This is a genomic window from Bradyrhizobium sp. ORS 375 (assembly GCF_000239775.1).
Taxonomy (GTDB): domain Bacteria; phylum Pseudomonadota; class Alphaproteobacteria; order Rhizobiales; family Xanthobacteraceae; genus Bradyrhizobium.
Genome location: NZ_CAFI01000439.1, coordinates 32,334 through 55,647 on the forward strand (window position 1 = coordinate 32,334; position 23,314 = coordinate 55,647).

The 23,314-nt window shown below is 65.1% G+C and carries 25 protein-coding genes; 7 read left to right on the plus strand and 18 right to left on the minus strand.

Annotated elements, in window-relative coordinates; genetic code table 11:
* Positions 1-42: 42 nt before the first annotated feature.
* From BRAO375_RS28990 to BRAO375_RS29075, 18 genes are all read right to left on the minus strand, one after another.
* Complete coding sequence (locus BRAO375_RS28990) at positions 43-492, minus strand: 2Fe-2S iron-sulfur cluster binding domain-containing protein (protein ID WP_009030991.1); 450 nt, start codon at positions 490-492, stop codon at positions 43-45.
* 3 nt (positions 493-495) lie between these two features.
* A complete protein-coding gene (locus BRAO375_RS28995) occupies positions 496-999 on the minus strand; it encodes a luciferase domain-containing protein (RefSeq protein WP_009030992.1) in 504 nt (167 codons plus the stop codon).
* Between the two features lie 34 nt (positions 1,000-1,033).
* Positions 1,034-2,023, minus strand: a complete 990-nt coding sequence (locus tag BRAO375_RS29000; protein ID WP_009030993.1) for a 2Fe-2S iron-sulfur cluster-binding protein — start codon at positions 2,021-2,023, stop codon at positions 1,034-1,036.
* 55 nt (positions 2,024-2,078) lie between these two features.
* Complete coding sequence (locus BRAO375_RS29005; RefSeq protein ID WP_009030994.1) at positions 2,079-3,104, minus strand: ferritin family protein; 1,026 nt, start codon at positions 3,102-3,104, stop codon at positions 2,079-2,081.
* An 18-nt stretch (positions 3,105-3,122) separates the two neighbouring features.
* Positions 3,123-3,425 carry an MmoB/DmpM family protein gene (locus BRAO375_RS29010; RefSeq protein WP_009030995.1) on the minus strand — a complete coding sequence of 101 codons (303 nt, stop codon included), beginning with the start codon at positions 3,423-3,425 and terminating at the stop codon, positions 3,123-3,125.
* Between the two features lie 10 nt (positions 3,426-3,435).
* The gene (locus BRAO375_RS29015) at positions 3,436-3,816 is read right to left on the minus strand and encodes a monooxygenase system ferredoxin subunit (RefSeq protein ID WP_035642870.1); all 381 of its coding nucleotides are present in this window, start codon (positions 3,814-3,816) and stop codon (positions 3,436-3,438) included.
* Positions 3,809-4,054 (minus strand): toluene-4-monooxygenase system B family protein, encoded by a 246-nt coding sequence (locus BRAO375_RS29020; protein WP_009030997.1) that lies wholly within the window; start codon positions 4,052-4,054, stop codon positions 3,809-3,811. Before BRAO375_RS29020 ends, BRAO375_RS29015 begins: the two co-directional genes overlap by 8 nt.
* Before the next feature lie 117 nt (positions 4,055-4,171).
* Positions 4,172-5,656: an aromatic/alkene/methane monooxygenase hydroxylase/oxygenase subunit alpha gene (locus BRAO375_RS29025; RefSeq protein ID WP_009030998.1), complete on the minus strand. Its 1,485-nt coding sequence runs from the start codon at positions 5,654-5,656 to the stop codon at positions 4,172-4,174.
* A 415-nt stretch (positions 5,657-6,071) separates the two neighbouring features.
* On the minus strand, positions 6,072-6,395 hold the full coding sequence (locus BRAO375_RS29030) for a 2Fe-2S iron-sulfur cluster-binding protein (protein WP_009030999.1): 324 nt from the start codon (positions 6,393-6,395) through the stop codon (positions 6,072-6,074).
* A gap of 14 nt (positions 6,396-6,409) precedes the next feature.
* Positions 6,410-7,171 (minus strand): SDR family NAD(P)-dependent oxidoreductase, encoded by a 762-nt coding sequence (locus BRAO375_RS29035; protein ID WP_009031000.1) that lies wholly within the window; start codon positions 7,169-7,171, stop codon positions 6,410-6,412.
* Positions 7,168-7,785: an HD domain-containing protein gene (locus BRAO375_RS29040; RefSeq protein ID WP_009031001.1), complete on the minus strand. Its 618-nt coding sequence runs from the start codon at positions 7,783-7,785 to the stop codon at positions 7,168-7,170. Before BRAO375_RS29040 ends, BRAO375_RS29035 begins: the two co-directional genes overlap by 4 nt.
* Complete coding sequence (locus BRAO375_RS29045) at positions 7,782-9,227, minus strand: aldehyde dehydrogenase family protein (RefSeq protein ID WP_009031002.1); 1,446 nt, start codon at positions 9,225-9,227, stop codon at positions 7,782-7,784. Before BRAO375_RS29045 ends, BRAO375_RS29040 begins: the two co-directional genes overlap by 4 nt.
* 17 nt (positions 9,228-9,244) lie before the next feature.
* Positions 9,245-9,847, minus strand: a complete 603-nt coding sequence (locus BRAO375_RS29050; protein WP_009031003.1) for an HD domain-containing protein — start codon at positions 9,845-9,847, stop codon at positions 9,245-9,247.
* Positions 9,848-9,903: 56 nt separating this feature from the next.
* On the minus strand, positions 9,904-11,712 hold the full coding sequence (locus BRAO375_RS29055; protein WP_009031004.1) for a PEP-utilizing enzyme: 1,809 nt from the start codon (positions 11,710-11,712) through the stop codon (positions 9,904-9,906).
* A gap of 43 nt (positions 11,713-11,755) precedes the next feature.
* Entirely contained in the window at positions 11,756-12,835 is a 1,080-nt protein-coding gene (locus BRAO375_RS29060; protein ID WP_009031005.1) for a PEP/pyruvate-binding domain-containing protein, read from the minus strand.
* Positions 12,836-12,919: 84 nt separating this feature from the next.
* Positions 12,920-14,176, minus strand: a complete 1,257-nt coding sequence (locus tag BRAO375_RS29065; RefSeq protein ID WP_009031006.1) for a cytochrome P450 — start codon at positions 14,174-14,176, stop codon at positions 12,920-12,922.
* Positions 14,177-14,369: 193 nt separating this feature from the next.
* The gene (locus tag BRAO375_RS29070; protein ID WP_009031007.1) at positions 14,370-15,869 is read right to left on the minus strand and encodes an AfsR/SARP family transcriptional regulator; all 1,500 of its coding nucleotides are present in this window, start codon (positions 15,867-15,869) and stop codon (positions 14,370-14,372) included.
* Between the two features lie 883 nt (positions 15,870-16,752).
* The gene (locus BRAO375_RS29075; RefSeq protein WP_009031009.1) at positions 16,753-17,724 is read right to left on the minus strand and encodes a LysR family transcriptional regulator; all 972 of its coding nucleotides are present in this window, start codon (positions 17,722-17,724) and stop codon (positions 16,753-16,755) included.
* Between the two features lie 103 nt (positions 17,725-17,827).
* Between BRAO375_RS29075 and BRAO375_RS29080 the strand changes: the two genes are divergently transcribed.
* Genes BRAO375_RS29080 through BRAO375_RS29110 form a run of 7 tightly spaced genes read left to right on the plus strand, consistent with a single transcriptional unit; the run spans position 17,828 to position 23,304 of the window.
* Complete coding sequence (locus BRAO375_RS29080; protein ID WP_035642874.1) at positions 17,828-18,772, plus strand: ketopantoate reductase family protein; 945 nt, start codon at positions 17,828-17,830, stop codon at positions 18,770-18,772.
* Positions 18,773-18,776: 4 nt separating this feature from the next.
* Positions 18,777-19,163 carry a VOC family protein gene (locus BRAO375_RS29085; protein ID WP_009031011.1) on the plus strand — a complete coding sequence of 129 codons (387 nt, stop codon included), beginning with the start codon at positions 18,777-18,779 and terminating at the stop codon, positions 19,161-19,163.
* Positions 19,164-19,182: 19 nt separating this feature from the next.
* Positions 19,183-19,653 carry a MaoC family dehydratase gene (locus BRAO375_RS29090; protein WP_009031012.1) on the plus strand — a complete coding sequence of 157 codons (471 nt, stop codon included), beginning with the start codon at positions 19,183-19,185 and terminating at the stop codon, positions 19,651-19,653.
* Positions 19,650-20,876, plus strand: a complete 1,227-nt coding sequence (locus tag BRAO375_RS29095) for a CaiB/BaiF CoA transferase family protein (RefSeq protein ID WP_009031013.1) — start codon at positions 19,650-19,652, stop codon at positions 20,874-20,876. The genes BRAO375_RS29090 and BRAO375_RS29095 overlap by 4 nt, the downstream gene beginning before the upstream one ends.
* Positions 20,877-20,879: 3 nt before the next feature.
* A complete protein-coding gene (gene aroE / locus BRAO375_RS29100) occupies positions 20,880-21,707 on the plus strand; it encodes a shikimate dehydrogenase (protein ID WP_009031014.1) in 828 nt (275 codons plus the stop codon).
* 13 nt (positions 21,708-21,720) lie between these two features.
* Positions 21,721-22,584, plus strand: coding sequence for a shikimate dehydrogenase (locus BRAO375_RS29105; protein WP_009031015.1), 864 nt, complete (start codon positions 21,721-21,723; stop codon positions 22,582-22,584).
* Positions 22,585-22,635: 51 nt separating this feature from the next.
* Positions 22,636-23,304 (plus strand): amino acid ABC transporter permease, encoded by a 669-nt coding sequence (locus BRAO375_RS29110; protein ID WP_009031016.1) that lies wholly within the window; start codon positions 22,636-22,638, stop codon positions 23,302-23,304.
* The last annotated feature ends 10 nt before the right edge of the window (positions 23,305-23,314 follow it).

The following is a 23,314-nucleotide window of genomic DNA, read 5'->3' on the forward strand; positions in this document are numbered from 1 at the left end:
GTCACGAGCGCGCGCCCTTAACCAAGGCCGTGCACCAGGTCATTACGAGTGGTCATCAGGCGTGTCGATGCGCGCCGCAGCCCGTCCGCGGCGGAACCGGGAGCGGGCGCCGGGCGGATAGGCCCGTGCAAGCCGGTTGTGCTCGATCCGGTGCTGCATCATGTCTCTGCGGGTTTGACGCTCATCCTGACGCAGGACGAGGTCTGAACGGGGCATGGTCGAGCACAGCAGAACAAAGCCGGCTTCGACGTCCTCGGGATACACCGTGAGCGCGCCGGAGCGATCGACGTCGCCCGCCAGAAGGCGCGCGGCGCAGGCGATGCACCAACCCTGCTCGCAGATGTAGGGACTGCCGATTCCGGCGTCGATCATCGCATAAAGCAGATACTCGTCGGCCGCCCCGTCGAAGCTGTAAATGCCATCCGGCCGCTCGAGCCGGATGCGAAACTGCGTGGCGCCGCCTGCATGGGCCCTGGCCTGACGCTCCGTCATCGGTCACCACCGGCTGTCGGGCAGTGCGACCTCGCCGATGCGGCCGGTCGCGTAGCAATGCGCCGCCATGATGATGCGCATGGCAATCGCCAGCTCGCTCTCATCGCGCGGCGCGTAGATGATCAGGCTCTGCGGCGGCACGGCGCCGGCCATGTAGCGCGCGAAGGGATGCACCGTGCCCCAGCCCTTGGCCGCAACCTTCTGCGCCCATTGCGGCCGCAGGGTGAGATGCAGGGATGCATCGGGGCGCACGACCAGCCAGACCCGAGCGAACACGAACGCCTCCGGCTGGCCCATCGCGTGCGCGTCGTCGAGTGCGAAGGCGCGGCCGGCGGCATTCAGCGGCGCGGGGACTTCGTCGACGCCTGCCAGAGTACGCGCGTAGCAGCCAAGCTGCGCGGCGAAACTGGCGGGCGCGCCGTCGTCGAGCTGGTGGCATGGCCAGGTCGGCGCCAGTCGCGGGCCGCCGCCGCGCCGCGCCGCGAGGCGGCGCAGTCCGGGAGCCATCGCCCAGACCACGGGAATCCGGCGCAACCTTGGCCTAGCCGAAACTGTCATAGTGAACCTGCGTGATCGGAACGCCGGCGCTGCGCAGCAGCGACTTGACGGCGTTCACCATGGCCGGAGGTCCGGCGACGTAGAACTCGGCCGCGGCCGGCTCAGCGACCATCGCTGTGATGGCGTCGGTGACGAAGCCTGATCCATGCGGCCAGCCTGCCGGCGCGATGTCGACCACGGGCAGATAGCGCGCCTGGGGAATCCGAGCGACCGCCGCCGCCAGCATGTCACCGGCGGCGAGATCAGTGGGCGTGCGCGCGCCGTAGAGGACATCCACGCGCGCTTCGAAGTCGAGACGCGCCGCGGCCGCCTCGTGCAGCATCGCCAGGATCGGCGCGATACCGGTGCCGCCCGCCACGAACACCTTGCGGCCCGGCTGGCGCCGCAGGGTGCAGGCGCCGAATGGCGCCTCGATGGTGACGCGCGCGCCGGGTGCCAGTGCCGCGAGCGCGTTGCTGCCTCTGCCGCCATCGTAGCGCTTGGCGATGAACTGCAGGAGCCTGCTGCCGGGCAGGTTGCACATCGAGTAGCAGCGCCGCAGGCCCTCGCCGAGATGCAGGATCGCATATTGGCCGGGCCGGAAGGCGATCGGCTCTGACGTCTCGAAGCTGAACTGGCGAATCTCCGGCGCGAGATCCTCGACATCTATCAGGGTTGCCTGCTGCTCGACGCATCGCGGCCCCGGCGCGGACCATTCACCAGGACCGCGCGCGATGGTGACGTCGGAGATCGCGCGCGACTGGCAGGCGAGAATGCGGTTGCGCCGTGCGTCGCGCGGATTGACGGCCGGCGCACCCGGAAACATCAGATCGACTTGGCCGTCGACGAGCGTTACCTTGCATGCCCCACAGCTGCCCCAGCCGCATTCGTAAGCCAGCGCGACGCCCCAACGTCGTGCTGCCTGCAGGATGGTGTCATGGTCGGCGATGTCGACTGCGACACCGTCGGGCTCGATGCGGAGTTGCCGGGTCATGAACGCCATCCTTCCGGGCTTGGCGGTTTCGCAGCACGTTCACCGCACCTGCCAACTACAAGCCGCACTCCGCAACCAGCCTGGCCTGGGCGGTCATGGTGCGCGCGTGGATCGTCTGCGCATCGTGGGCGCCGGGCGCGACGGACAGCGCCTCGCTGAGCCCGCGCGCGGCGCGCTCGCCGAGCGGCTGCCACTTGGCAATCCACTCCCGCAGCAGATTCGCATGCGCCGGCACTTTGCCGGTGGCGTAGGCCACCAGGGCCTTGGTGGTCTCGACCGCATAGGCTTCGTCGTAGCTGCGGAAGTCGTCGTGGAGCAGCGCCAGCAGGTCATCGTCGTTCGCGCGCGCCAGCTCGGCGATCTCGCGATTGAAGATGTGGTCGAAGATCGGCCGCAGCACCAGGTTGCGGGAAACGAAGGCCTCGCCCCAATCATAGGCGATCAGCTGCTTCTCGATCAGTTCGCGCAGGCCCTGCCAGTGTGGTGCCTGCGTCCAGATCGCCCGCGCCGTGTCGCTGTCGGCGAGCTTCGGGCGGCCGCTATCGAGCGCGAGCGCCTTGGCCAGATAGGCCTGGCGCTGCACCCGGCGCATCTCGTTACCCATCTGAAAGTAGAAGGTGTTGGTGACGAAGGCCGACGGCGCCATCTGCGCGACATAGGCCGCGCTCATCTGCATCGCATGTCCGGGGAAACGCACCGGCAGATAGGCCTGGCCGAGGAAGTCGAGCCACGCCGCCGGCAGCTTGCGGTAGCTGTCCTGGCGTTCGAACTCGTCGATCAGATTGTCGCAATAGACCTCGCGGTCCTTCTGGTCCCCAACGTAGCGGCGATAGGTGTAGGTGAGAGGATCGCGAAAGCCCTCCCAATCATCGAGGTTGAACCTCGAGCCCTCGCGGTTCCGGAGATAGAACTGGTTGACCGGCCAGCTTTCCGACAGCTCGAACGGCGCCGGAGCGCGGCGGAAATGGCTGTGGAACTTGTAGGTGACGGCCTCGTATTCCGACGGCAGCCGGCGCTCGCTCCACAGGCTCCAGGTCTTCTTCTGCTTGCGCGCAGCCGGCTTCGCGGTCATTGCGGTCATGACGTATCCTCCCGGATCTTATGCTGTGTGGATGGTCCAGACCCATTCGTCGTCCATCGAATCGAGTCGTCCGCCGAACGACACCAGGCTCGGCTCGATCTCGGCGAGCCGGAACGGCCGGCCCAGTGCCGCCTGCATGCTCTTCTGCGTCAGGCGGAAATTCCGGTCGGCCTGGATGCGGACGTAGCCGCCGCGGTCCTCGACGACGATCTCGACGTCCGGATTGTCCTGCTCGCTCGCCGCGATCACGGCGTCGATGATGTCCTCGTCGACGCCGCGGATGACGGGGCCGACCAGTTTCGGTGCTGCTGTCGTGGTCATGGGCGGTGTCCTATGCGTCCTGTTCGGTCTTGTGGCGCAGGCGGCGCAGCCGGCCGTCATGGGGCACGCCGATGAGGATGGCTTCGCCGTCCTTCTTCACCTCGTAGCGGAAGAGGCGGCAGTCGCGCGGATTGAGGCCGCGGCCGTCATCCATGCTGAACTCCCACTCATGGGCCGAGCACGTGATGGTGCCGGCTTCGAAATCGACCTTGCCGTCGGCCAGCAGGATTTCCTGATGCGGGCACATGCCCTGGAAGCAGCGCAGCTCGCCCCCTGGCAGATGCACCACGATCACCTCCTCGCCGTCGACCTCCACGCCGAGGAAGTCGCCTTCCCAGAGGTCGTCCAAGGTGGCGACCTGCCTCCACGTCACGCTGGCATCGTCAGACATAGGCCACCTCGATCCAATCCATCGGCTGGATGCCGGATTGCGCGACCGTCATCGATGAGGGCAGCTCGCGGCCGTTATAGTAGACGCATTTCGGCGCGCTCTTCTCGGCGACACGCAGTCCGACCGCGTGCTGTGCGACCTTGTCGGCCACGATGCTCATGTCGTCGCCGTCGTCGACCGGAATCAGCAGGACAACGAAGTCGCCACGGAAATTGGCTTGGAGCGGGAACAGGGCCACGCTTGCCTCCCATCTTGGTTGCTTGTCTTGATCGGTTGCTTGTCTTGGATTGTGCCGGTCAGCTGCGCCGCTCGTGAGCGGCGCCTCTTGCCATGCTGGAAGCGGGTAGCGGCGGCATCACTCCGCCGCGAGGCGGGATGCGCCGTTCCAGGCGTACGCCTGGGCGTCGTTGCCGGCGACGTCGGGCGTGATGCCCATGTATTGCAGCGCGCCTTCCAGCGTTGGCGGCTGGATGTGGCCGGCCAGGAAGCGGTCGACGATCGAGAGGTGGGTGTCGTAGCGCTCGGGCTGGCTCTTCCACACCCACTCGCAGACCTCGCAGCAGAAATTCAGCTTGCGGCCGTTATGCGTCGTGATGCGCGGTGCCTTGCCGATGCTCGGGCTGCAGATCGGGATGTGGCAGCAGTTGCAGACGATCGGCAAGGTCGCCGGATAGGTCTTCTCGATCTGGCCGGTGCGCACGTTGTCGCCGATCACGTCCCACAGCTTGCCGAAGCGGTCGTTCCAGCCGGGATATTTCTGCTCCAGCCAGTCGCGCTCGGCGGCGGACACGCCGGCGTCCGGATTCCACCACACCGTCGGCCGCCAGAACCAGACGCCCATGTGGTAGGCGTGATGGACCCAGTCGAGCTCCGGCAGGAAGTGCTCCTCCCAGTACCATGGCACGTTCATGCCGAGGTCCTTGAACTGGTCCATGAACTGTCGGCAGATCCAGTCCTGCATGAACTCCTTGAACGACATCGTCCGGCTTTCCAGCGGCGTGTAGTAGTCCATGGAGATGCCGGTCAGCAGCGCGAACAGCTTCCACGAACGCCAGAACATCTGGTCGACCATCTTCTGCGCCTCGGCCTTCCTGCCGTTGTTGATCATGATCTTCAGCGTCGGCTCGCCCTGCTGCGAATGCCGCGCCTCGTCGGTCTGGATCGAGGAGATCAGCGCGCCGAACTCGATATCGCCGACATGCAGCGCGTCCGAGGCCATGCCGAGGAATTGCAGGTTGGTGAAGCCGGTCTCGAAGGTGAAGGTCAGCTGGATCGCGGTCGACACCGCGTCGTTGGCCGTGAACATGTCGTCGAACAGGCTGCGCGCCGCGATCACGCCCCATTCGTTGGTGTGCATCGCCTTGTGCGCCCAGTCGAACTGCGGGTCCTTTCCGAGCAGGCAATAGGGGAAGTAGATCTGTGCCTGGCCGTGGCGGCACTCGTCGAGCGTCCCGAACGTCGCCATGTTGCGCCAGGCGGCGGCGCGGCCGAACCGTGCCATGCGCGCCTCGCCAATCGAGGCGAAATATTCCGGAACCGGAATCGCGCCGTAATGCGCCTTGATCGCCGACTTCCAGCCGGCGTCGAGATTGTCGTACAGATTGGAACGCGCGATCGTCGAGCGGATCGAGTAGATGCCGTCGTCCTTGCCCGCCTGGTTGTGCACGTATTCGCGATAGGTCAGCTTGTACGGCTCGTCCCACCCCCACCATTGCTCGCCATGGATGCCAAAGCTCTTCGAGAGCTCCTCGGGGAAGACCTCGTCCTCGCCGACATAGGAGAAGGCCCAGTTCATGTCGCGGGCGATATCGTAATAGTCCCGCCGCTGCAGCTTTGGCATCGTTGCTCCTCCCGAGCTATGGTCGCGTTCGTTCTTCTTCGTTGCGGCCGCTGCGCCGCCCTTGAACGGGCGAACCTTGTGCGGCTGCTGTCGGGCGTACGATCTGCTTTCCTGGGACTATCGGTCGTCGCTCGATGTTAGTTGCTCCAGTGTAGGACGCGTTCTTTGGTTTTTCTTTAGGTCGTCCCGAGGCAGCGATCGGCGACGCGCAAGCTGCGGTTCAAGCGCAGGCGACCGCAGCGATGCTGCGGCGTCGCGCACGGGATGATGCGATGCGGGATGATGGACCGGTGGCGTCGATGATCGACGCAGTCGTATCGATCCGACGCGTCGACCTGTTCGAGCGGGCAGCTCGGGGCGCGTCATAAGCCGGTTGTGTGGGGGAGACGAGGAGGCTGGCGCTGCCTCCGGACGATCAGCGGCTGCGGCCGACGACGCGCAGCTTCAGTCCGTCGAGCGCGTCAGTGATCGCGATCTGGCACGCCAGGCGGCTCTCCGGCCGCACGTCCGTGGCCTCGAATTCGAGGACGTCGGCCTCGATCTCACCGGCCGGGCCGACGCGATCGAGCCAGGTCTCGTCGACGTGGCAATGGCAGGTGGCGCAGATGCAGGACCCGCCGCATTCACCGATGATGCCGTCGACGCTGTTGCGCTTCGCCGCCTGCATGGCGCTTTCGTCGCGCTCGGCATCCACCGTCCGCACGGTGCCATCGGGCTCGATGAAGGTGATCCTGGGCATGAGTGTTCACGTCCCTAATTGAATTGCCGGCCGCCGTCGACGATCAGGGTCTGGCCGGTGATGAACGAGGCGGCGTGCGAAGCGAAGAACAGCGCGCCGCCGACCATGTCGTCGACATCGGCTGCGCGTTTCAGCGCTCCGCGCGCGACGCCGTATTCGGCGGCATTCTCCATCAGGCCGAGGCTGGCCTCGGTGAGCGTGAAGCCGGGCGCGATGACGTTGACGGTGATCCTGTCGTCGCCGAGCTCGCGCGCCAGCGCGCGGGTCATCGCGATCACAGCGCCTTTCGACGACACGTAGTGCAGCCACATCGGCGAGCCGCTCATGACCGTCGCCGACGAGACGTTGACGATTGCGCCGCCGCCGGCGCGCCGCATCAGTGGCGCGGCCGCCTTGCTCATCATCCACACGCCCTTGATGTTGACGCGCATGACGCGGTCCCATTCGGCCTCGGGGATCTCCTCGAAGCCGCGGCGCTCCAGCCCGGCATAGATCGCGGCATTGTTGACGAGAACGTCGACGCCGCCCATGCGTGCGGCGGCGAACTGTGCCAGCGCTGCGGTGGATGGCTCGCTCGCGACGTCGACCTCGGCGGCATGCGCCTTGCCGCCGGCGTCGCGGATCAGCCGTGCGGTCTCCTCGACCCCGCGGAGCCGGATGTCGGCGGCCACGATCTCCGCGCCCGCGGCCGCGAACGCCAGCGCGAAGCCGCGGCCGAGCCCGCCAGCGGCGCCAGTGACGATGACGCGCTTGCCGTGCAGCTGGATCGTGCTCATGCGGACACCTCGATATGCAGCAAGTCGGTCACGTAGGCAAAGGCCATGCCCTCGGCGAGCAGCGCCTGGGCCATGGCGGTGCCGGCATCGGTCAGCATTGACGGCAGCACGAAGCTCTCGAGCATCGCGAGCGTCTCCTTCGGCGGCGTATCGAACCAGCCGCCGATCGTGGCGACGCCGTGCCCGGTGAAGCGCCACAGCTTGTCGGCATCCTTCATCAGCGCGTCCTCCAGCGAGATCGCGGCCTTGCGCGTGTCATGGCCGTCGATGATCGCCAGGATGGTCTCGATCTGCAGTCCGGGAATGGCGAGCCGCTGGAACGCCTCCGCCGCAATCTTCACGCCCTCGATCTCGTGGGCGCGCTGCAATTCGGGATATTTCGGATTGGGACCGACGGCGGCGGCGAGCTGCTCCGGCGGGAATTTCTTCCAGCCGACGTCGTGCATCAGGATCGCGGGCAGCACCACCGAGGCGTTCGCTTCGGGATGGCTCCGCAGTAGCGCCTGGCCCAGCCGATAGGAAATCAGGGTGTGCTCGTCGTTCGAGCGCACGTCGAGCCACGGCCGCGCCGCCAGCCAGATCGGCAGATCCTGGTCGCGCAGAAAATGCGTCATCGCAGCTCCGCGTCGTAGGTGAGATAGATCGTCTTGTATTCGAGATAGTCCTCGACGCCGTAGCGACCCTTCTCGCGGCCGATGCCGCTTTGCTTGAGGCCGCCGAACGGCGCGCGCTGGCTGGAGCGCTGAATGTCGTTGACCCAGACCGAGCCGGCTTCGAGGCGTTCGGCCAATGTGAGTCCGGTGGCGAGATCGCGGGAGAACACGAAGGCGGCGAGGCCATAGACCGTGGCATTCGCCAGCCGCAGCGCCTCCCGGCGGTCGTCGAAAGGAGCGATACCAAGCACCGGCCCGAAGGTTTCCTCGGTCATCACGAGAGAGGCAGGATCGGCATCGGCGATAACCGTCGGCGGCAGGAACCAGCCCTTGTCGTAGGTCCCGCCCGTGAGCATGGTGCCGCCAGTCAGCAGCCTTGCGCCCCGAGAGCGCGCATCGGCAATCTGCCTCTCGCTGTTGCGATAGATCTTCTCGTTGACGAGGGGCCCTAGCGCGCAGGTCGAGGTCAGGCCGTTGCCGACGTCGAGCTGCAGGACCTTGTCGGTAAGCGCATCGAGGAATCTCGCATAGGCGGCCCGCTCGACATAGACGCGATTGACGCGGTAGCAGAACTGCCCGGAATTGGCGAAGGCGTGACGCGCGATCGCGGCCGCCGCCGCGCCGACATCCGCGTCGGCGCAGACGATGGCCGGACACTGACCGCCAAGCTCGAGTGTGATACGCTTCATCGTGCCTGCGGCCGCCGCGGCAATCGCTTTGCCAGCCCGCGTGCCGCCGGTGAAGGCGATCTTGCGCGGCGTCGGATGCTCGATCAGCTGCATGCCGATGTCGGGGCCGCGGCCGGTCACGACGTTGAAGCAGCCATCGGGATAACCTGCCGTCTTGAACAGTTCGGCGAGCCGCAGGGTCGACAGCGGCGTGTCCTCGGCGGGTTTGGCGACGACCGTGCAGCCGGCCATCAGCGCTGCGCCCAGCTTGAAGCAGAGCAGGGTGACTGGATAGTTGAACGGCGTGATCGCGATGACGACGCCGACCGGCTCGCGGGTGATGATGATCTTCTCGCCGGCAACGCCGGTCAGCGGCATCTCGGCGTGCAGGCGCAGGCCTTCCTCGGCATAGACGTCGAGCAATTCGGCCGAGCGTTGGATTTCGGTGATGGTGCCCGCCAGCGGACGGCCGAGCTCGCGGGTCAGCAGGCGGCCGAGCTGCTCGGCGTTCTCGCGCATCAGCCGCGCGGCGGCCTTTTGCAGGCGTGCGCGCTCCGCGACCGGCGTTGCCTTCCAGGCCTGGAATGCCCTCTCGGCCGATCGGATCGCGGCATCCGCGTCGGCCCGACTGGCATCGGGAACGCTGTCGATCGTCTCGCCAGTGGCGGGATCGAGCACGTCGAAGGTCGCGCCGCTCCGGGCTGCAACCCAGCGGCCATCGATGAACATGTCCATGTCCGCGGGCCCTCCGGTCAGATCAGGTCGAGCATCAGCGCGGCCCGGGTCTTGGCCAGCGCCTCCTCGGCCATCTGTCGTCCGACCTCGGTCTCGAGCAGAGCGAATTGCGTCGTCAGGCGGGCGGCATATTGATGCGGCGTCATCTTGAACCAGTCGCAGGCGACCGCGACGCCGGTGGTGGTGAAGCGCCACAGCTTGTCGGCGTCGCGCACGATCCGGTCGTTCAGCGAGCGCGGGTAGGGGCGGGTGTCGTGGCCGTCGATGATCTCGCCGACCGCGACGATGACCGGCTCCGGCCAGTCGGCCTGCTCCAGTACCTCGCGCGACATGCGCACACCCTCGCTCTCGTGCAGAAAGCGCACGTCGGACTGCATCATGTTGGGGCCGAAGCCTTTCTCGATGATGTCGGTCATGTCGATCGAGTACCAGCCGATATCGTGCAGGATGATCGCGAGCGAGACGATGTCCTCGTCCGCGTCCGGATAATGCGCCAGCAGCTCGCGGGCATAGGCATAGGACAGCGGAATGTGGACGTCGTTCTTGCGCGCGCGCATATACGGCTCGCTGATGCGCCATACTTGATCATACCGGCTGCCGATCTCGGGCCTGTCGAGCATTGCAATGTCCAATCTTGCGGGGAAGGCCGGCATAGCCGGCCTTCCGTGGTTCGGGGTCAGGACAGAACGGTGACTTCGCCGGTCGAGCCGTTGACGCGCAGCATCTGACCGTTCTTGATCGAGGAGCTGGCGCGTCCCGTGCCGGTGACGGCGGGCAGGCCATATTCGCGGCACACGATCGCGGCGTGGGACATCATGCCGCCGATGTCGGTGACGATCGCGTTGATCTTGCCGAAGATCGGCGCCCAGCTTGGCGCGGTCACCGGCGCGACCAGGATCTCGCCCTGCTCGATCTGGCCGAGCTCGTCGGCCGAGCGCACCACGCGGGCGCGACCCTCGACGATGCCTGGCGAGGCGGCCATGCCGGACAGCTTGGTCGTATTCGCCGCGCCGTCGAGCCAGCGACCGATGCTTTCGGTGGTGATGCCCCAGAGCATGATCGTGAACGGCTCGGTGATGACGTCTGGCGGATTGTTGAGCGCGGGCTGTGGCGGAGTCGTCGCGAGCGCCGCGAGGATCTTCTTGCGCCGCTGGATCTCCGGCGGCCAGTAGGTCGGGCCGATCGCCGGCGCGCCGACCGCCCAGCCGTTGCCGTAGTCGAACAAGGCGTCGCGGACTTCCTGCCGGTTGAGATAGAACAGGTCGTCGGCGTCCTTCCAGAAGCCGGCATCGCGGAAGATCGCGCCGAGCTCGCGCATCTTGCGCCAGAACACGCTCATCGACCAATGCTCGATGTAGAAATTGTGGTTCTCGACATAGGGGAACACGGTGCGGGCGAGCCCGAGCTTGCCTTCGAAGGCGGCGCGGGCGTCGGCGTCGAGCATCTCGGCATATTCAGAGGTGATGCGGTCGCGCTCCTTGGCGATGGCCTCGGTCGGCCGGTCGATTTCCTCGCCGCGCTGGACGCGGACGACGTAGTCCCTGATATAGCCGAGCGGAATGTCGAGATGCTCGATCCAGTATTTGTCGGTCGAATAGAAGCCGTTGCCCGAGGTGAAGTTGAACCAGGGGTCCTGCGCATCCTTCCAGGCCTTGAGCCATTCGGCGCCGTTCGGCGTACGGCCGACCGCGGCGAGCGCCTCGTCGACCGGTCCGCTCTTCAGCGCATCGGTGACGCCCAGCTTCACCGCGAGCTTCGCGAGCTTCTTCAGCTCGTCGTCGGGGCGGAACAGATCGACCTCCACGCCCTGGACCATCTTGGCGATGGCCTGGTCGGGAATGGTGGGGAATTGCCCCTTCATGAAGCTGAAGAAGTCGAGATAGGCGGCGTAGCCGAGATTCAGGAACTCGAAATGATACTGCCAGGTCTTGTAGAGCAGCTGGATCGCCCGGTCATAGGTCTCGGTCAGCGCGTAGGTGTTGTCGAGGCCGACGCCGCCGGTGACCCAGTCGAGCGGCACGGCGTCGGGCAGCGGCTCGAAGTTGAGGGCCTCGAGATCGGCGATGTTGGCGCGGACCTTCTTGTCCCAGTTGGCCAGCAGGCGATCCCAGTTCTGGAAGTAGTAGCCGGCGCGCTCCATGAAATGCGGCACGCGGCCGCCGATCAGCTCGGGCGCCACCGCGACCGGGCTCATGTAGCAGTAACCGTTGTGGATGCGGTACTCGACGCCGTTCGCCGGCGGGATCAGATAGTGCCGGGTGTTGTACTGGCCGAGGCATTTGACGGCGAATTCGACCGTGACCGCGTCGAACGGCTTGAACGGGGAAGGCCAGTGCTGCGAATCGCAGAACCAGAACTTGCCGTCCTCCTTGTCGCGCAGGCTGTTCTGGAACTGCAGATAGTAGGGATAGAGCTTCTCCCAGCCCTCGGCGCCCGCAGGCGTCTTCAGGTCATAGGGACTCGGAAATTTCGCGTGCGCCGTCATGGTCGTTTCCCCTCGCTCTTTCTGTTGTTCGTTATCGTGATGCTCAGCGCTTGGCTTGGACCGGGGCGAGTAGCGTCCCCAGCACGCCGGCAATGCCGGTTTCGTAGACGGCCGTCGTCTGCTTCTTCTTCTGGCTCCACACCGTCTCGGGCCGGCTCTGCAGCGCGACCAGATTCTCGTCGTCCGGCAGATCGGCATCGATCGCCCATTCGACGTCCTGCGGGCAGCCCATGCTGCGCTCGAGCGACTTGGCGAGCCGGGCGACGGCAAGGACCTGGGCGTTGGTCAGGGACGGCAGCGTACGCCGCTCCGGCGCGATGACGCGCTCGACGGTGCGCCGCGCCGCGCGATCGGCGACCAGCTCGAAATCCTTTTCCGAGATGCGCTGCTTGATCACCTGCAGCAGCACCTTCTCGACCACGAAATTGTCCGGCGTGATCTCGCCGGAGACCACCGGCTCGCCGAGCCCGAACGCGGCATCGATCACGATCTTGGTGCGATCGCCGTTGATCGGGTCGAGCGTCATCGCCACGCCGGCGGCTGACGCATTGACCATCTTCTGGACGCCGACCGACATCAGCACGTCGATCTGGCCGAGCCCGTTCTCGGCGCGATAGGAGATCGCGCGGGCGTTGAACAGGCTGGCCCAGCAGGCCTTCACCTTCTCGACCACGGCATCCTCGCCGACCACCCAGAGATAGGTGTCCTGCTGGCCGGCGAAGCTGGCATCGGGCAGATCCTCGGCCGTCGCGGAGGAGCGCACCGCGACCGGCAGCTGGCCGTCGGGTGACATCCGGCGATAGGCCTCGCGGATCGACTGCTCGACGAGGCCAGGCATCGGCTGGGCGACGATCGCGTCGCGGATCTCGTGCGACAGCTTCTCCTCGTCGTCGACATCATCGAGCACGATCCGCGACAGCCGCTCGCTGATCGTCGCCTCGAGCCCGTTGCTGCGCAGATGCAGGGCGTAGGCGTCGGTGGCGACCGCAAAGCCTGCGGGCACGCGCACGCCCTGCGCGATCATACGGGCGAGGCTGGCGCATTTGCCGCCGATGCGCGGGAAGTCGGCCTCGCGCGCGGCTTCGAACGGCACGATGAAGGATGCGGCTGCGTTGGCGCCCATGCGTCTGTTCCCCACCTTTTGGTCCGGATCTGCTCCGGACTTGTTATTGCTTGTGACACGCGTTCGAGCGACGGACGCGCCGTATCAGGCGACGTCCCATTCGATCCGAAGCGCCGTCGGCACGCGAAACGAGATGTTGTGAACGAAGTCGATGGTCTGGTCCGCGGCCAATCGCAGGCTCGGAAGTCGACGTGTCAGCTCGCCCAAGGCAATGGCGAACTCGATGCGGGCGAGTTGCTGGCCTACGCAGGTGTGGATGCCGTAGCCGAACGCCAGATGGCTTCGCGCGTCGGTGCGCCGGACGTCGAAGCTGGTCGGGGCCGAGAACACGCTTTCGTCGCGGTTGGCGGAGCCGATCAGCAGCAGGATGTTGGAGCCCTTCGGCACCGGCACGCCGCCGATCTCCGCGTCCTTCAGCGCGCGCCTTCGCCACGCTACGATCGACGGGCTGAAGCGCAGCGATTCCTCGACGGCGTTCGGAATCAGCTGCGGTTCGGCGAGGATCGCTTCCCAGTTCTCGCGCCGCTGCAGCAGCTCGCGCATGCCGTTGGCCATCAGGGTCGTCGTGGTCTCGTGGCCGGCGAACAGCGCGCTGTAGAGCACGCCGGCGATCTCCTCGTCGCTGATCTCGGCGCCTTCCTTCTGCAGCCGCACCAGGTCGCCCGGCAGATCGTCGGTCGGATCGTCGTGGCGCTGGCGCACCAGGTCGCGGCAGTAGTTCCAGTAGTCCACCATGTTGCGGGCGTGCACGACCTGCTCGTCGTCGCTGAGATCGCCCCAGGTCAGGAGCGCGCGGCTCACCGCCCAGGATTTCACGCGCGGCACGTCCATGTTGGGAATGCCGACCAGCTTGAACAGCACCAGCGCCGGCACGTCATAGGCGAACTCCCGGAAGAAGTCGGCATGGCCGCGCGCAGCGAAGGCGTCGATCGCCTGGTTGACGATGGCCTTGATCTCCGGCTCGATCGCCCTGAATCGGCGTGGTCCGAAGCAGCCCTGGACCAGCTTGCGGATACGGGTGTGATCGGGCGGCACGCGGGCCGATAGGCCGGAATAGGCGGTGAAGCCGCCCTCGCGCATGATGCGTTTGCCCTCGTCGCACATCGGGCGCAGCGGCGCCTGGGCGTTCTCCGAGGAGAAGGTGCGCCAGTCCTCGAACACCGCCTTGATGTCGGCGTGGCGCGCGACGACGAAGTATTTCAGCTCGTCGGAGAAGAACACCGGCGCCTCGGCGCGTGCCCATTCGTAGAATGGGAACGGATCGCGCATCTCGAACGGGTCGAAATCCTTCGCGGCGTCGTGATATGGGCAACGCGCCCGCTGGGCAGCCGAACCTGGCATGTGGTCCTCCCATTCGTCGCCATTGACGGCGACCGTTTGTTATGGGCTCACTCTAAGCGGCAGCCTTTGGGTTTTCTTTAGTCGTTAACTCTATGAAAAATTGACGTAAAATGTCAATTTGGCGGGCTGTTGCTGTCCTGCGGAGGGCTGACCGGCAAGGGCCGCAAATCGATCCGTCGCCAGCGTGCGGGGCTCAAGCCGTCAGCCGGCGATGCAGCTCCTGGAGCGAGGCGCTTTTCGGCCGATTGTCGAAATGCTTGAGCGAGTCGAGGTAGAGCTTAAACTGGCGGTCGATCGCCTCGCGTCGTCCTTGCGCCTTGAAAACCTGCATCGCCTCGGCATGCGCCATCTCGCACAACGGGTCGATCGCGAGCGCCTTCTGGCAATGCGCCAGGGCGGCCGAGTAGTCGCTGCGTTCGAGATAGATCCGAGCCGCGTCGCGCTGCACCTTGAAGAACATGTCGCGCAGCCAATAGCGCTTGCTCCAGCACCAGTCGCGCTCGCCATCGTCGGCATATTCGACCGGAATGTCCTCGAACAGGTCGCCTGTGTAGAGACGGTCTGCCGCCTGCAGGCAGATCAGCGCCTCGTCGCTGGCGCCGGCCTTGATGTGTCCTTGTGACTGCCGGCACAGCTGCTCGAAGGTCGATATGTCGAGCCAGCTGCGCTCCGGCGGCACCAGCACGTAGCGCGAGCCCTCGCGCCGCACGTAGTTGCGGCTGCCGTCGCGCCCCTCCGACTGGCCGAGCGCCAGCCGAAGATAGCGCACGGTGTGATACAGGCGATTGCGCGCCGCCTCGATGTCGTCGGCTTTGGGCCAGAGCAGGTCCGCGAGCTCGTCGGTGCTGGCGCCATGGCCGCCCTTCTGCAGCAGATAGGCGAACAGCGTCTTGGTCTTGCGGGTCGCGCCGCCTGGCGGGTCCCAGTTCACCTGGCTGCCGTCGTTGCGATAGACGCGCAGACGGCCGAAGCAACGGATCTTCCAGCGGTCGCGGCTGTCGAGATGAACCGCGCCAGGCTCCTCTGCCGATCGGCGCAACAGCCACATCGGGTCGGCTCCCTCCGCGGCGTGCAACGCGGCCGCCGACGTTCCGATCCGCAGCTCCGGCGCGATCGCGCCAAGCCAGAAATCGACCTGCTCGCGGAGCGCACCGCGAGTCTGCAGCCGCGACGGGAGCCAATGTGGGTTGCTGACCAGTCCGGCGCTGGTGAGAATCTGCGGATGGCCGCGGAGAGCGACGAGCAGTTGCTCATCGATCAGCAGCCGGCGGTTGTAAAGCGAGGCGATCGAGAGCACGGACTGCCGGGTGAGCGCCTCGGCAAGCGCCGGCCAGCCCTCGAAGTTGGCAGTCGCGGAGTTGGTTTCGAGGCCCCAGCTCATGTCAACGACGAGCATGGCAGGGCCGTGATCACGGGTTGACGAGACCCAGTTCTCGATCTGGGCTGCGACATCACGGAACGAGATCGGTACCCGCAGCAGCGCCATGTCGACGAAGGTTTTTCCCTCGACGCATCGGATCTTGTTGACGCGCCTCGCAAGCCTTTCGGCGATCGTGATCGCTTTTGCGTCCGCCGCAATCACGAAGATCCGCGAGGGGCGTGCAACGGCGAGGGAGTGCTTGAAGAAGTCCGCAAAAAGCAGTCTTTGTTGCGTCGCAAAATGGGCGAGGTTGACACAACTGTTCTCAGCCATCGGTACCCACCCGCAACAACCCCTATCGGAGGCGGCAGACTGGAGCCAGTCTAAGAGTGGCCGTTGGAAACATGCAAGGCCCTGTTCGCAAGCGCTCGTGACGAGCCTGAAGTGCTTCTCTCCGTGGATTTCGAGCGCATTGTGGCGCGGAACGATTTTTTGCTCGTCGCGTCAATGCACACCGCACGTTCGACAGCGAATAAGTCAAACAGACTCTGTTTCCATCCTGCACCGGCCGCCAGCCAGTTTAGGCGGCGACGCGAACTGCAGTCCTAATAGTTCACGATGGCAGGGCTACGACTCCCCCGAGGCCGTTGGAGGTCAGCCGATCCCCGTCTTGCGACAGCAATATCGGGCTCGTCTCACGATAGTGTGCGAAACGTCTTTGCTAGCCCGCTGTCCGCATCCGGACATGAAGCGCACCAAGTCAGCTATCTTCCAACTGGTACAATCGATACCCTTTGGGCGGGGCGCCACTGGTGCTTCGCGGACGGCCGTTGCGGATCTCACCTTCGCCCCATCAACTTTCCTGCAGGGGGCAGACCGAGCAGGACATCCGAAAGCTCGACAACATCGTCGTGCAAGCCCGCGGCGTCGCTCGACGCACGGCCAAGCCGGAGGCTGGCTGTGACCGAATGAACCAAGCGAAGGACTGGATGAAGTATCGTATGTTCGGCTGGTGTGGGGAAAGGCGGTAGCATCCCCCCGCTACCAGCTTTCCCCACACTCTCTTCACGCTGCTCGGGTATGCCTCGGCGCCAATCAGCGAGTTGAGACGGCTTGCAATTTCAACACAGACGCCGCCAGGCGGGTGTCGCCTCTCGACCGCCTCAAACACCTCGGCGCTCACGATTGCAAAGTGTAGGCCTGCCATCGGGTGTCCTTAGGTGTTGCGTCGCCTTCGTTTTGGCAGAGCGGAGCGATGGAGACCTCGCACGTCCTGCTGTTGAAAGAGTTCCGCGCAGAGGCCACGCAACCATTGGCTTGCCGGGTCGTGATGGAAGCGGGCGTGCCAATATTGCTTGACCGTGAAGCCGGCGATCGCCAGCGGGCAGTCGAGCACGCGCAGACCGTAGTAGTGCGCCAGCGTTTCGCCGATGTGCCTTGGAAGGGTGGCGATCAGGTCGGTCGTTCCGACAATTGCCGGCAGTCCCAAGAAGCCGGGTAGCTCGAGCGCAACCTCGAGCACGATCTGCTGCTCCTGCAGCGCGCTCCCGAGCAACTGATGTCCCGTGCCTGACCGAATGAAGACATGCGCCTCGCGCCTGAAATCCCTTATCGTCATGCGATCACGGATCCGAGCGTGTTTGGCGTTGGCCAAACAGACCCAGTCCTGCGGAAAGAGCGCCTGCTGGAAGTGCCCGGCGTCGAGATCCGAGATGTAGCCGAGTGCAAGATCGGCCTCGCCGGATTGCAGCATCCGGGGGGTATCGGGACCGATCTGCGTCGCCTCGATACGAACGCCAGGGGCGACGCGGCGCACATGAGCGAGAATGGACGGGAGCAGCGTGACGTGGCTTGCATCCGTCATACAGATCGCGAAGCGGCGCTTTGCAGTGGTCGGATCAAAATCGGTGCGAAGCTCTGAGAGACGACGCAGCATCTCCAAGGCCTGCCTCGCCGTGCCGATGAGCGCCTCGGCGCGCGGGGTCGGCAGCATCCCCTCCGCTGAGCGGATGAAGAGCGGATCGTCCAATTCCCTTCGTAGGCGCGCCAGCCAGATCGAGATCGTCGGCTGACTTTGACCGAGCTTCTCGGCCGCCTTGGTGACGCTGCCCGTGGTGAACAATGCGTCGAACAGCCTGAGCAGGCGCGGGTCCAGCAGGTTGGTGTCGGCGCGATCCGGGTGCGTCATTGCGATTCACAATAATGGATATAAAGATCATAGTATATCGTAATGTCGGCCGCCCTGATACCAACGCACCCAGCGCCGAGACCGGCCAGGGAGAAGCGTTCGGATGAGGATCTGCTTTATCGGAGCAGGAGCCTTGGGCTCGACCATCGGCGGCACGCTGGCGCGGGGCGGGGCCGAGGTCTGGCTGATCGATCCGTTCGAGGCCCATGTCGACGCGATCAATGCGGCGGGCCTGAGGATGCTCGAAGGTGACGCCGAGAGCGTTGTGAAGGTCACTGCCTGCACCTCCGCGGCCGAGGTCGGCGCGGTGGCGGACCTCCTCATCGTCCTGGTCAAATCCTACCATACGCGGGATGCCATCCGGGCGGCAGCGCCGATCATCGGGCCGCGGACGGTGGTGATGTCGCTTCAAAACGGACTTGGCCACGAGGACATTCTGTCGGAGGAGGTCGGTCGTGACCGGGTGATGGCCGGCAAGACCTACGTCGGCGGCGTGCTGTTGGGCCCGGGTCATGTTTGCTCGGGGGTGGTCGGCAAGGAAACCATCATCGGCGAACTCGACGGACGTGTGACGGAACGCGCATTGCGAATTTCCGAGACCTTCAATCATGCCGGCCTTCTCACGCTGCTCAGCGACAACATCCTGGGCACGATGTGGGACAAGCTCTTTATCAACGTCGCCGGCGGCGGGGTGACTGCCATTACCGGTCTGACCTACGGCGGCCTCTATTCGCTCCCGATTCTGGAAGAGTGCGCGCTGGCCGCAATTTCGGAGGGCATCGCGGTGGCTCAGGCTGCCGGCGTGAGGATCTCGATCACCGACCCGCGGCGTGCCTGGACGATGGCGTCTGCTGGACTGCCGCCCGAGTTCAAGACGTCGATGTTGCAGAGCTTGCAGTCGGGCAATCTGACCGAGGTCGATTACATCCACGGTTCCGTCGTGCGGTGGGGTGCCAAGCTCCACGTGCCGACGCCGGTCAACTCCACTCTCGTCGCACTGATCAAGGGCATCGAGTACGCCCGCAGCGATTATCCCGGAAAGGCCTGAGACGATGTCGCTGCCGCGCGCTTATGTCGAGCACGTCGCCATTCGCGTGCCGGACGTCGACCGACACGTCGGCTTCTTTCGCGACGTGCTGGGTCTCGCCATTCGCGATGAGCAACCCGCCGATGGCGCTCGTCCGCGCCAGGTGTGGGTGCTCGGCAGCGTGCAACTGATCGAAGATCCGGATTTTGTCGGACCAGAGGGGCGTCTCGCCCATCTCGGCATCATGGTCGACGACTACGACGGCGTGCTCGCCCGTGCCGCAGCCTGGGGCGCCACGGCGCTGCCGGCCGGGCCGAACTGGCTGGAGCTGCCAGGCGGGCTCAACGTCGAAATCCTGCAAGCGAGCGCGGGCGCGGTGGAAGCCGCCCTGGCGATCAATCCCCGCGCTTAGCTCCAGAGAGAGATACGATATGACCGAGGAGCGCTATTGGGACGACGCCAACGTCGGTGACGAATGCATCACTCCCTCAGTGACGGTCACCGAAGCGATGGTGAATGCCTATGCTGAACTGACGGGTGATTTCACGCCTGTCCACGTCGACGAGGACTATGCCAAGACCACGCCATTTGGAACGCGCGTCGCGCACGGGCTATTTGGTCTGTCGCTCGCCGACGGCTTGAAGACCCGCGCCGACTACCGGTTCCTTCCGGGGATGTCACTGGGCTGGACGTGGGATTTCAAGCTGCCCATCAAGCTCGGCGACACCGTACATGTGAAGTTCCGCGTCGGTTCGATGCGCGCCACGAGGCGGGAAGGGTGGGGCATCGTGGTGCTGCCCTCGGAGCTGATCAATCAGCGCGGCGAAGTGGTGCAACTGGGCGAGCACCGGCTGATGATTCCGATGCGCCCGAAGATCAGCGCCGCAGGAGAGCCGGCATGACCACACAAGATCGGCCGCTCAAGGGCGTTCGCGTCATCGACTACAGCCATTTCCTTGCAGGCCCGTTCATGGGCCGTTGCCTCGCCGCCATGGGCGCGGAGGTCGTCAAGGTCGAGCGTCCCAGGGATGGCGATGCGGGCCGCGCCCATGGCTATTTCAAGGACGGACAGTCCGGCTACTTCCTGCAGCAGAACATGGGCAAGCAGGGATTGTGCATCGATCTGCGCGACAAGCGCGGTCTGGACCTGATGATGAAGCTGGTCGACACGGCCGATGTCTTCATCGAGAACTACCGTCCCGGCGCTCTTGAGCGGCTCGGACTCGGCTACAAGGCGCTGTCGGCGCGGAATACGAGGCTGATCTACTGCTCGGTCTCCGCCTATGGCCATACCGGCCCCTATGCCGACCGGCCGGGTTTTGGCCTGATCGCAGAGGCGATGTCCGGCGCCCTGGCGCAGTTGGGCACGCCCGGCGAAGCGCCGCCGCTGCTGCGGATGCCGCTGGCCGACATGTACACCGGCATTCATGGTGTCGCAGCAATCAACGCCGCGCTGGTCGGCCGCGCGTCGTCCGGACGCGGCCAGCATATCGATCTGGCGCTGTACGACTGCATGGTCTCGATGCACGACTATGCGGTTCAGCGCTACTTCCTCTCCGGTGGCACTGACCTGCCCAAGCAGACCGGCAGCGGACAGCCGGACTCGACCGTCTACGGGGTCTTTCCGGCCAAGGACGGCAACCTGGTCATCGCAGCGCAAGTCGATGACGCGTGGCGACGCTTGGCGGCGCTGATCGGCGGGGAGGCGTTGGCGTCCGACGAGCGCTTTGCCCGGCCTGCGGCGCGGAACGCCCATTATGCCGAAGCGATGCAGATCGTGCGCAACTGGACGCTGTCGCAGCCGTCTCGAGACGCCTGTCTCGCCGCACTCGACCAGGCGGGAGTGCCGTCGGCTCCGGTGCAGACGATCGAGGAGGTCGTGATGGATCCGCAGATCCATGCCCGCGGCATGCTGGTGGTGCAGGAGCATCCGGTGCTCGGCAAGGTGACGCTGCCGAACCTGCCTTTCCGCTTCTCCGACTGTGACACCACGGTCCGCACGCCGGCCCCCCTGCTTGGACAGGACAACCGCCGGATCGCCGCATCGCTCGGATTCTCGGCCGAGACCGTCGATGCGATGGTGCGCGACGGCGTTCTCTACAACGAAGACGCAGTGAAGGAGTGAGCGATGACTGACCGCTATGCCGTCATCGGCAATCCGATCGGGTTCACCAAGTCGCCCTTCATTCACGGCACGTTCGCCGAGGCAACTGGACAGGACCTCTCCTACGAAGCGATCGAGGGTCCGGTTGGAGGCTTTGCCGGACGGGTCGATCAATTTCGCGCCGAGGGTGCCAAGGGGCTGAACATCACCGCCCCGTTCAAGCTCGATGCCTTCGCCTATGCGACTGAGCTTTCGGACAGCGCAAAGCGGGCCGGCGCGGTGAACTGTCTGAAGTTCGAGGGCGACCGGATCATTGCCGAGAATTTCGATGGTGTCGGCCTTGTGCGCGACATCACCGTGAACCTTGGGGTGAGAATGAGCGGTCGGCGTGTCCTGATGCTCGGCGCCGGAGGAGCAGCCCGCGGTGCACTGCTGCCGTTCCTGCGCCAGGAGCCGGCTGAGCTGGTTCTTGTCAATCGAACGCTGTCGAAGGCGGTGGCGCTGGCTGAAGAGTTTGCCGGTTGTGGTCCCTTGATCGTCAGCGGCTATGCCGAACTGGCCGACCTCGCCGAAGCCTATGACATCGTTGTCAACGCGACCTCGGCCAGCCTGCGAGGCGAGATGCCGCCACCTCCAGGCAATGTCTTGCGGGGCGCGGAACTGGCGTACGACCTCGCCTACGGCAAGGGATTGACGCCCTTCCTGAAGGCCGGGCGCGCAGCAGGCGTTGCCAAGCTCGCGGACGGCGTCGGCATGCTGGTCGAGCAGGCTGCTGAAGCCTTTGTCTGGTGGCGCGGCGTCAGGCCGAGCACGGCCGAGGTGATTACCAAGCTAACCGTTCCCTTGGCCTGACGGGCAGCGAGATATGTCGGCGGTCCATTTCAAACCCAGTTTTCTCGTCGGTCTGATCGGCAGCGGCATCGCGGCGTCGCGCACCCCGCCGATGCACGAAGCCGCCGCTGATGCGGCCGGTCTCCGCTATATCTACAAGAAGATCGATCTGGCGGAGTTGAAGCTCGGTGTCGAAGCCTTGCCTGATTTGGTCACGGCAGCAAGGCGAATGGGATTTGACGGGCTGAACGTGACCCATCCCTGCAAGCAAGCGATCCTTCCGCTGCTCGACGAGCTCTCGCCGGATGCAGAAGCCCTTGGCGCGGTGAACACCGTGGTCATCAGGAATGGCCGAACGACCGGCCACAACACGGACTGGTTCGGCTTCGCCGAGAATTTCCGCCGCAACATGCAAGGTGCTCCGCTTGGCCGCGTCGTCCAGTTCGGCGCCGGCGGCGCGGGCGCAGCAGTCGCGTTCGCGCTCATGAAGCTCGGCGTACAGGATCTGACGATCATAGACGTCGACTTGGCGAAGGCGCGGAGCGTCGTTGACGGATTGTCAGCGCGATTCGAAAAGGGGCTCCTGAAGGTCGGCCAGGATGTCGCGGCCGCCGTGGCTGCCGCAGACGGGATTGTCAATGCGACGCCGATCGGCATGGACAAATATCCAGGGACACCGTTGCCGACAGCCTTGCTGCGTCCGAGTCTCTGGGTGGCCGAGATCATCTACTTCCCGCTGGAGACCGCATTGCTGCGCGCAGCGCGTGGCCTCGGCTGCAGCACGGTCGGCGGCGGCGGCATGGCGATCTTCCAAGGCACCGAAGCATTCCGCCTGTTCACGGGCATCTCACCGGATCCAGACGTCTTCTTCACGACTTTCGCATCCCTGGGAGGGTGACACCCGGCCGATGGGCGAGCGGTACGCACAACGCCCGAGAGGAAACGCACGATGGGCTACACGCTCGATTTCTCGGTGGTCTGGCATGCCATGCCCACGCTGCTGTGGGGATGCGTCGGCACATTGGGCCTGGCGCTGGCCGGAATGACGTTGGCAATGGTGATCGGCGTCGCCGGCGTTGCGGCGCGCGATTCGAAGGCGGCGTGGCTGCGTGCTGTTGTGATCGGCTTCGTCGAGATCGTGCGCAATACACCTTTCCTGGTGCAGATCTTCTTCCTGTTCTTTGCCCTGCCGCTCATCGGACTGAAGCTCAATCCGACAGCGACCGCAATCATCGCACTCGGTGTCAACGGTGGCGCCTACGCCATCGAGATCATCCGCGGTGGGGTTCAGTCCATCCATAGAGGACAGTTGGAGGCTGGTTACGCGCTCGGACTGCACAAAGGGCAGGTCTTCCGGTTCATTGTGCTCAAGCCCGCGCTCCGCGCAATCTATCCCTCGCTCACGGGGCAGTTCATCATGCTGACGCTGACATCGTCGATCTGTTCGGCGGTTTCGGCCTACGAATTGACCTCGGTTGCGCAGCGGATCGAAAGCGACACGTTCCGCAGCTTCGAAGTCTACTTCTCCGTGACCTTTCTCTATCTCGCGATCTCCTGGCTGTTGATGCTGGGCTTCGCCGCCATCTCTTACCGCTTCTTCTCACATCCGACACGCTGAGGAGGAGATC